Origin of the sequence: Caballeronia sp. (assembly GCF_028292365.1) — a bacterium.
Taxonomy (GTDB): Bacteria; Pseudomonadota; Gammaproteobacteria; order Burkholderiales; family Burkholderiaceae; genus Caballeronia.
Genome location: NZ_JAQGMM010000402.1, coordinates 1 through 6,885, shown reverse-complemented (window position 1 = coordinate 6,885; position 6,885 = coordinate 1). Strand labels below are relative to the sequence as shown.

The window sequence follows — 6,885 nt, the reverse complement described above, 5'->3', positions numbered from 1 at the left end:
CCTCGATAACGATGCGCCGATTCTCTTCCGCCTGTGCACGACTGACTCTCATGAGACTTCCCATTGATTCGATCGGCTTTATTATATGGTGATCACAATCTATCTGCAATGAGGCAGTTTCCCCCCTGCACTTGGCCTGATCCACCCACTGCGCACGATGACGAAAACACGGGCATCAGGACTCGTCACCGCTCCTCAAATGAATATTTCTCACATACACGTGAAACTTAATCGTTTTTCAAGGCAAATCGATCGGCCTACGATAGAAGCTCCTAAGGCGATTTTGCGTCCGTTGAGGCGCAGCGGGAGGCTCCATGAGTTACGTCCTATTCGAGATTCCATCGGTTATCTGTATTCTCTTGTTCGTCGGTTTTGTCGTTTTCAGGGCATTCACGTCACCGCTTCCGGGAGAGGAAGAGCGGTTCGACCTGTTTATGAAACGACACGATATGGGCCGGTCGCGAGACACGCTTCGTCACGAGGCCCATGAGTTTGGCAACAAAACCCCTCGGCCGTGACGGCTCTGTGGCCGCACAACTTGATTGAAGAGCAATGCACGGTCCGCGGGCCGCCCTGCTATCCTCCACAGGAGCCGGGCGCGCCATCGGGCCCCGGCTTGTCCCCCGCCTCGTCCAATCTCTTTAGTGGCGTCTGTGGCGGCGGTACCTCTCCATTGAACTGGGCGTGCAACGCCGGGCCATGCAACTTATCGATATTGGCGTTAACTTTCACTCGAAGCAGTTGCGTGACCTGACCGACAGTCTCATTGAACGAGCGAAAGCAGCGGACGTGAGCGCAATCCTGGCGACGGGTACGTCGATACAATCGAGTCACGAAGCATTGGCGCTCGCCCACAGATACCCTGGATATCTTTCTTCCACCGCAGGTGTGCATCCGCATTCTGCAGACGCCTGGTCCGCTGAGATGCTGGACGCGCTGGGGATGCTGTGGCAGGACGACGTTTGTGTGGCTGTCGGCGAATGTGGGCTCGATTACAACCGCAATTTTTCGACCCCGGCGAATCAACGTTTAGCCTTTGCCGCTCAATTGTCCGCCGCTGTGAAGGTCAAAAAGCCTCTGTTCCTTCATTGCCGTGATGCGTTTGCAGACTTTCATGCAATGGTGAAAGAAGCGGTTCAGGCCGGCGCCCATGGAGTGGTTCACTGCTTCACCGAGTCAGCCGACGAAGCCCGGGCATTGGTCGACATTGGGCTGGATATCGGCATCACGGGTTGGGTGACAGACGAGAAGCGTGGTGGCGCCCTACGCTCCGCCATTCCGGAGCTGCCGCTCGACAGACTGCATCTCGAGACAGACGCTCCGTACCTCGGCCCCAAGAATGCAAATAAGCGCCGGCCGTATAACGAGCCCGCGAACCTGATATGGGTGGCTCGTGCTGTCGCACAATTGAAAGGCATCAGCGAAGAGGACGTAGCGCAAGCTTGCTCCGGAAACAGCCAGCGTCTGTTTGGCTTGTCGTTGTCTTCACGTCCATCGAATTGAACGTACCCGATATATGTGAGTAGACTATGTCAGGACCGGTATGAAAGCTGATTTGGCAACCAACGGCCACCGAAAGGTGGCCGTTGGTTTTGTCGCTCTTTTCTTCTCTCTCAAGTGATCCGTGATTTCCCTTCAGTGACTACGCAGGCGAACTTCACGAGACGTTGAAAACGAATATCGCTAATGAATATAACGGGGACACTCAATGGATCAGACTGGACAAGAAAAAATGACGTCAGGCAGCCAAGGCCGCTGGTATGCCGACCTGACGCCTACGCACTGGCGCGTTCTCAGGGCCAGCTTCCTGGGCTGGATCTTTGACGGCTACGAAGCACTGGTGCTGGTCGTCGTCATTGCGCCAATGCTGCATTCGGTTCTCTCTCCTGCGCAAGCCGCATCCACACCGGTTTATGCGGGGCTAGTGATCGGCATCACGCTGCTTGGCTGGGGCGTGGGGGGACTCGTCGGCGGCATTCTTGCGGACTATGTCGGACGCAAGCGCATGATGCTTTGGTCGGTATTTCTTTACGCGCTGTTTTCAGGATTCACTGCGTTTTCCCAGACCTTCTGGATGCTGTGCGCCCTGCGCTTTCTAACCGGACTGGCTATGGGCAGCGAATGGAGTACGGGTATCGCGCTGCTCTCCGAGACGTGGCCTGAGCGGGCACGCGCCAAGGGCGCGGGCTTCCTGCAATCCGGCTTCGGCTGGGGCACGCTGATAGCGGCGGTCGTCTGGTATGCGCTTTCATCGGTCCATCCGCTTGGGGAGCAAACCTGGAGACTGATGTTTGTGCTCGGCGCGCTACCCGCATTGTTTGTTCTATACATCCGGCGCGGCGTGAACGAGTCGGAACAATGGCAGCGCGCGGTGCGTGAAAAGCGCTGGAATGCAACCAGCGGGCTACCCTCCACAGGATCTGATGCCGCATCCACCATTTCCAACCAGCGGCCTTTCACGCTTGCACAATTGTTCAACGAGCAGGAAGCCAGGAAACGCACGCTGCTTCTGCTCCTGCTGTCGATTGTGACAACCGTCGGCTGGTGGGCCATATCAAGCTGGCTGCCAACATTTACTGTATCGATCGCAAAGGCAGAGGGCTTGACGGACGCGCTGTCGTGGGGATCCAGGGTGTCGATCATCTACACGGTGGGTGCGATCGTCGCTTACCTGTTGGCCGGCTTCATTGTGGATGCCATCGGCCGACGTGCGTATATATCGCTGACGTTCGTTGGCTCGCTCGTTACTACATTCATCACCTACAGGCTAACGACCAGCGTGGAAGCCATGATGGTGATTGCGCCGATCAACGGGTTCTTCACGCTCGGCTGTGCCTATGCGTGGATGGCGATATACCCGTGCGAGCTTTTCGCCGTGACGGTGCGCTCAACTGCGATCAGCTTCGTGTTTAACGCTGCGCGGCTCATTGCCTGGGTTTTCCCGATCATCGCGGGGAGCATGATCAAATCGTTTGGCGGGGTTTCGCAGGCGGCAATGGCGCTCGGTTCCGTCTATGTGCTGGGAATCATACTGCCCTGGTTCCTGCCTGAGACGCGCGGACGAGGAATGCCAGACTGAGCAACTGAGTAACGACTGGGCGCAGGCGTCTGGGACGAGCTCACGGAGCGTGCTTATGGATCACCGGGCCGCCATCCAGCAGCCGAGATCCATGAGCTCGCGAACGCCTAATACATTGCGTAGATGAAGTTCGACACCTTTTGCGTTTGCACGTCGGTCGCACGGAGTTCCTTCGCGAGCTTGCGGAAATCCGGCTCCAGCGCTGCAAGCGGTTCAAGTCCAAGGCGATGCCAGATATCCACCAGGGAGGTGATCATATCCGCCTGGATGATGATGGGTTCAGGCTCGAACACGTCGTCGAAGTAGGACTCGCAACTCGGGTCCACCTTCGTCGGAATGAATGGCGAAACCACTGCCTGAAGCGGCGCAAGCTTCGAAGCGAAGAATTGATTCAGGTCGGCATCAGTCAAGTTCATACTCCAGTTTCCAGGAATCGTCGGTTTCAGTCACCATCTGTTCAGCACGATGCAATACATAGTCACCCAGGACAAGCGCGTCAATTTCCGTTCTCAGGAAACATCGGTACGCGTCCTCCGGCGTGCACACAATCGGCTCGCCACGAACGTTGAATGAGGTGTTCACGAGGAGCGGACATCCGGTCAACGATTCGAACGCTTTCAACACAGAGAACATGCGCGGATTGACGTGCTCTGTCACTGTCTGAATACGGGCGCTGTAATCGACGTGCGTAATGGCAGGCACATCGCTTCGTACCGCATTGACGATCTGCAGCATGTCGTCGGGGTCCGAGGCAGCATCCGGCGTCAAACGGTGAGTCTCCCTGACTGGCGCTACCAGCAACATGTAGGGGCTGTCCGAATCAAGGTCGAAATACTCCGACGCGCGCTCTCGTAAAACGATCGGCGCAAAAGGCCTGAACGATTCACGAAACTTGATTTTCAGATTCATGCGCGATTGCGTGGAAGCGCCTCGCGGATCGCCGAGTATGGAGCGGCCGCCAAGCGACCGGGGACCGAACTCCATGCGCCCCGAAAACATCCCGACAATCTTTTCCTGTGCGAGCAATGCCCCAATCTCTGCCGCGCCGCCGTCTGCGCTGTCGAGTGGGTGATACACGGCACCCGAGCGCTGCAGGAACGCAAGGATTTCGTCGCTCTTGTATTCAGGCCCGATGAAACTGCCGGTCTGGGCGTCCGAGTCCGCCGACACAGCCGGCCTCTGGCCACCTAACATCTCGAAGTCTGCGAGATACGCCGCGCCAATGGCACCGCCGGCGTCGCCCGCTGCGGGCTGTATCCATATATCGTCGAAAATGCCTGCGCGCAGGATCTTGCCGTTGGCTACGCAATTCAGCGCAACCCCACCCGCGAGGCACAATTTCGAAGCGCCGGTAAGCGCACGCAAGGACCTGCAGATCTTGAGCATGACTTCCTCTGTCACGCTCTGGATCGATGCCGCCAGATCCATTTCGCGCCGGCTGATTCTGGACTCGGGCTGGCGAGGCCCCGCACCGAAGAGTTCGTGAAAGCGATCGTTCGTCAGGGTCAAGCCCTGGTGATAATCAAAGAAATCGAGGTTCAGCCTGAACGAGCCATCAGGTTTGATATCGATCAGGTTGTCCTTGATCTTATCGGCGTAAATCGGCTGGCCATAGGGTGCAAGTCCCATCAACTTGTACTCACCGCTGTTCACCTTGAACCCGCAGTAGTAAGTAAAGGCGCTGTAGAGCAGCCCTAAGGAATGCGGGTAGCGGATTTCCTTGAGGATATCAAGCTTGCTGCCTTTGCCCAGTCCCAAGCTCGTGGTGGCCCATTCTCCAACGCCATCGACACAAAGCACCGCGGCCTCTTCAAAAGGCGACGGGAAAAAAGCCGACGCGGCGTGTGAATAGTGGTGACGCGCAAAGTAAATTGGCACGTCGCAATTGAGCATTTCCTTAACCTGCTCCTTGAAATAAGGCTTCACGCCGAAAAACGATTTGATGGCCCTCGTGAAGAATTTCTCCGACTCGGGTGCAAACGCTACTGAGGACCGGATGATCCGGTCGGCGGTCAATGCAGGATCGTCGTAAAAAGCGATTGCGGCCAGGTCGCTGCCATCGATCTCCGCTTCTTCGAGGCAATAGTTGATCGCCCCGCGCGGGAAAGCCGGATCGTGCTTGCGCCGCGTAAACCGCTCTTCCTGCGCTGCGGCAATGATCTTTCCATCTTTCAGGATCGCCGCGGCTGAGTCGTGATAAAACGCGGAAATACCCAATACATATCGTGACATTATTTTTCTCGGAGCAACGGTGCGAGCGCTTTGGCTATCGATTCACCGATCGTTTTATGTGCCAATGGCGTCAAGTGAACGTCCGATTGAAATCGGAACGATCTCCGGACTTCGGGGGTGTAGGGCCAGAGGTCGTCTATCACGTGATGGACAGGTGCGCCGGTCGCCTTCGCAAACTCATCGAAGCGCTTGCGGACGTCCGAGTAACTAGCGGTCTTTTCCACGTACTGGTAGACGGGGATCACCGCAACCATGACCGGCACGTGCAACTTGTTCAACTCGGCTACCCACTTGGCGAGAATGGCTTGCATAAGCCGCCAGCCATAACTATCCGGCGAGTCGTAATCAGGAAGCGGCTGGAATCGCGTGAGCTTCTGGACCTTGTCCTTGAAGCCGGGACCCAACTTGTTCACCATTTTTCGGGCGGTCGCCAGGACGTCCATACCACCATGGTCGGGCACATGTTCAGATCCCTTCTTCTGCGGCACTGGGACTGGCACCCCCTTCAGGCTCAAGTCGCCGGACGAAGATAACTCGAACCAGGGTTTGGATACGTATAGCGATTCTCCCGAGCGGTCCGTCCATTCCCGGGCTTTTGCGACGTTTCGCTCGATGTTCTCCACGAGGACACTGATCACCACGGCGTCATATTCGATCTCTTCAGCGTACTTCTGGAAGATCAGATATTGCTGGTCAGTACCGCTGCCGCTCAGTCCAAAGTTCAGGACTTCTGTATCTTCGCGCGTTTGCTCGACAACGTCTGAAAACCGTTTCCCGTTGCTTACGCCGTCCCCTGCCGTGTAGGAGTCACCGAAAACAAGGACCCGGCGTGCCTTGGTTTTTTTAGCGGTTACTTCGTTATCGCAACGGAAGCCTGCTTTATTGGTCTTGACGAGATAACCCCCACCCTCGTGCGGGATTCTCACTTTTAAACCCGGTGCGAATTTGTAGCCGAGGATATCGTCGTGCTGCATCAGTTGCCGATGCAACGGCGGAATATCTGCGCGCGCATTCATTGCTTGTCTCCGTCTTGTATTAAGCGTGATTTTGTCGAACCCAAAAACTTGTCATCCAACTGCAGCAGGGGTTTGAGCATCGCGCCAATCTTGTGCATAAGATTGTGTAGCGTGCGACTAGCCGTCGATGTGCGGAGCCCCACATTCTTGAGCAGGAGCTCTTTGACACGTCTTGTCCAGTGAATCAGACATGAGCGACTTCCCCGACGAACACACCGTTGACCACTACGGGTAACCCATCAATCAACACGTGGCGTGGTCTTCCACTAACCAGCAGTCTGATGAAGTGAAGACTGTCGCGACCACTGCAGAAATCGGATGTTCGATCGAAGAGGCAAAGATCTGCTTTCATATTCGCCGCTATGGCGCCGATGTCGTTGAGTCCAAGTGCCAATGCCGCGGAGTGCGTGAGCGCGTCGACAAGTGTGTTGCAGGTTTGCGTATCTCTCTCGGATCCGACCGTCGGTGTTGTCGACGACATGAGCATGGCTGCATGCCGATTCAGATCCGCGACTGCTTCGTGGCCAAGGGAAAGGCCTATCGCGCGATTGCTGAACG

At 56.3% G+C, this 6,885-nt stretch carries 5 protein-coding genes and 1 pseudogene; 2 read left to right on the top strand and 4 right to left on the bottom strand.

Translation table 11 applies throughout. From position 1 onward, the window contains the following. The first annotated feature begins 699 nt into the window (after positions 1 to 699). A complete protein-coding gene (locus tag JWR14_RS24185) occupies positions 700 to 1,503 on the top strand; it encodes a TatD family hydrolase (protein ID WP_299713135.1) in 804 nt (267 codons plus the stop codon). Positions 1,504 to 1,732: 229 nt separating this feature from the next. Beyond that, positions 1,733 to 3,079, top strand: coding sequence for an MFS transporter (locus JWR14_RS24180; protein WP_299713132.1), 1,347 nt, complete (start codon positions 1,733 to 1,735; stop codon positions 3,077 to 3,079). A 107-nt stretch (positions 3,080 to 3,186) separates the two neighbouring features. Here JWR14_RS24180 and JWR14_RS24175 read toward each other — a convergent pair whose 3' ends face one another. The 4 genes and pseudogenes from JWR14_RS24175 to JWR14_RS24160 form a co-directional block, all read right to left on the bottom strand. Beyond that, a complete protein-coding gene (locus JWR14_RS24175; protein ID WP_299713129.1) occupies positions 3,187 to 3,495 on the bottom strand; it encodes a hypothetical protein in 309 nt (102 codons plus the stop codon). Then, positions 3,482 to 5,311 (bottom strand): carbamoyltransferase, encoded by a 1,830-nt coding sequence (locus JWR14_RS24170; RefSeq protein ID WP_299713127.1) that lies wholly within the window; start codon positions 5,309 to 5,311, stop codon positions 3,482 to 3,484. The genes JWR14_RS24175 and JWR14_RS24170 overlap by 14 nt, the downstream gene beginning before the upstream one ends. Then, a complete protein-coding gene (locus tag JWR14_RS24165; protein ID WP_299713125.1) occupies positions 5,311 to 6,327 on the bottom strand; it encodes a hypothetical protein in 1,017 nt (338 codons plus the stop codon). The genes JWR14_RS24170 and JWR14_RS24165 overlap by 1 nt, the downstream gene beginning before the upstream one ends. 184 nt (positions 6,328 to 6,511) lie before the next feature. Next, positions 6,512 to 6,885, bottom strand: a pseudogene (locus JWR14_RS24160) (hypothetical protein); the annotation flags it as partial.

Excerpts from the sequence above, each read along its gene's own strand:
- JWR14_RS24165 (WP_299713125.1), bottom strand. The coding sequence starts at position 6,327 with ATGAATGCGCGCGCAGATATTCCGCCGTTGCATCGGCAACTGATGCAG.
- JWR14_RS24170 (WP_299713127.1), bottom strand. The coding sequence starts at position 5,311 with ATGTCACGATATGTATTGGGTATTTCCGCGTTTTATCACGACTCAGCC.
- JWR14_RS24175 (WP_299713129.1), bottom strand. The coding sequence starts at position 3,495 with ATGAACTTGACTGATGCCGACCTGAATCAATTCTTCGCTTCGAAGCTT.
- JWR14_RS24185 (WP_299713135.1), top strand. The coding sequence starts at position 700 with ATGCAACTTATCGATATTGGCGTTAACTTTCACTCGAAGCAGTTGCGT.
- JWR14_RS24180 (WP_299713132.1), top strand. The coding sequence starts at position 1,733 with ATGACGTCAGGCAGCCAAGGCCGCTGGTATGCCGACCTGACGCCTACG.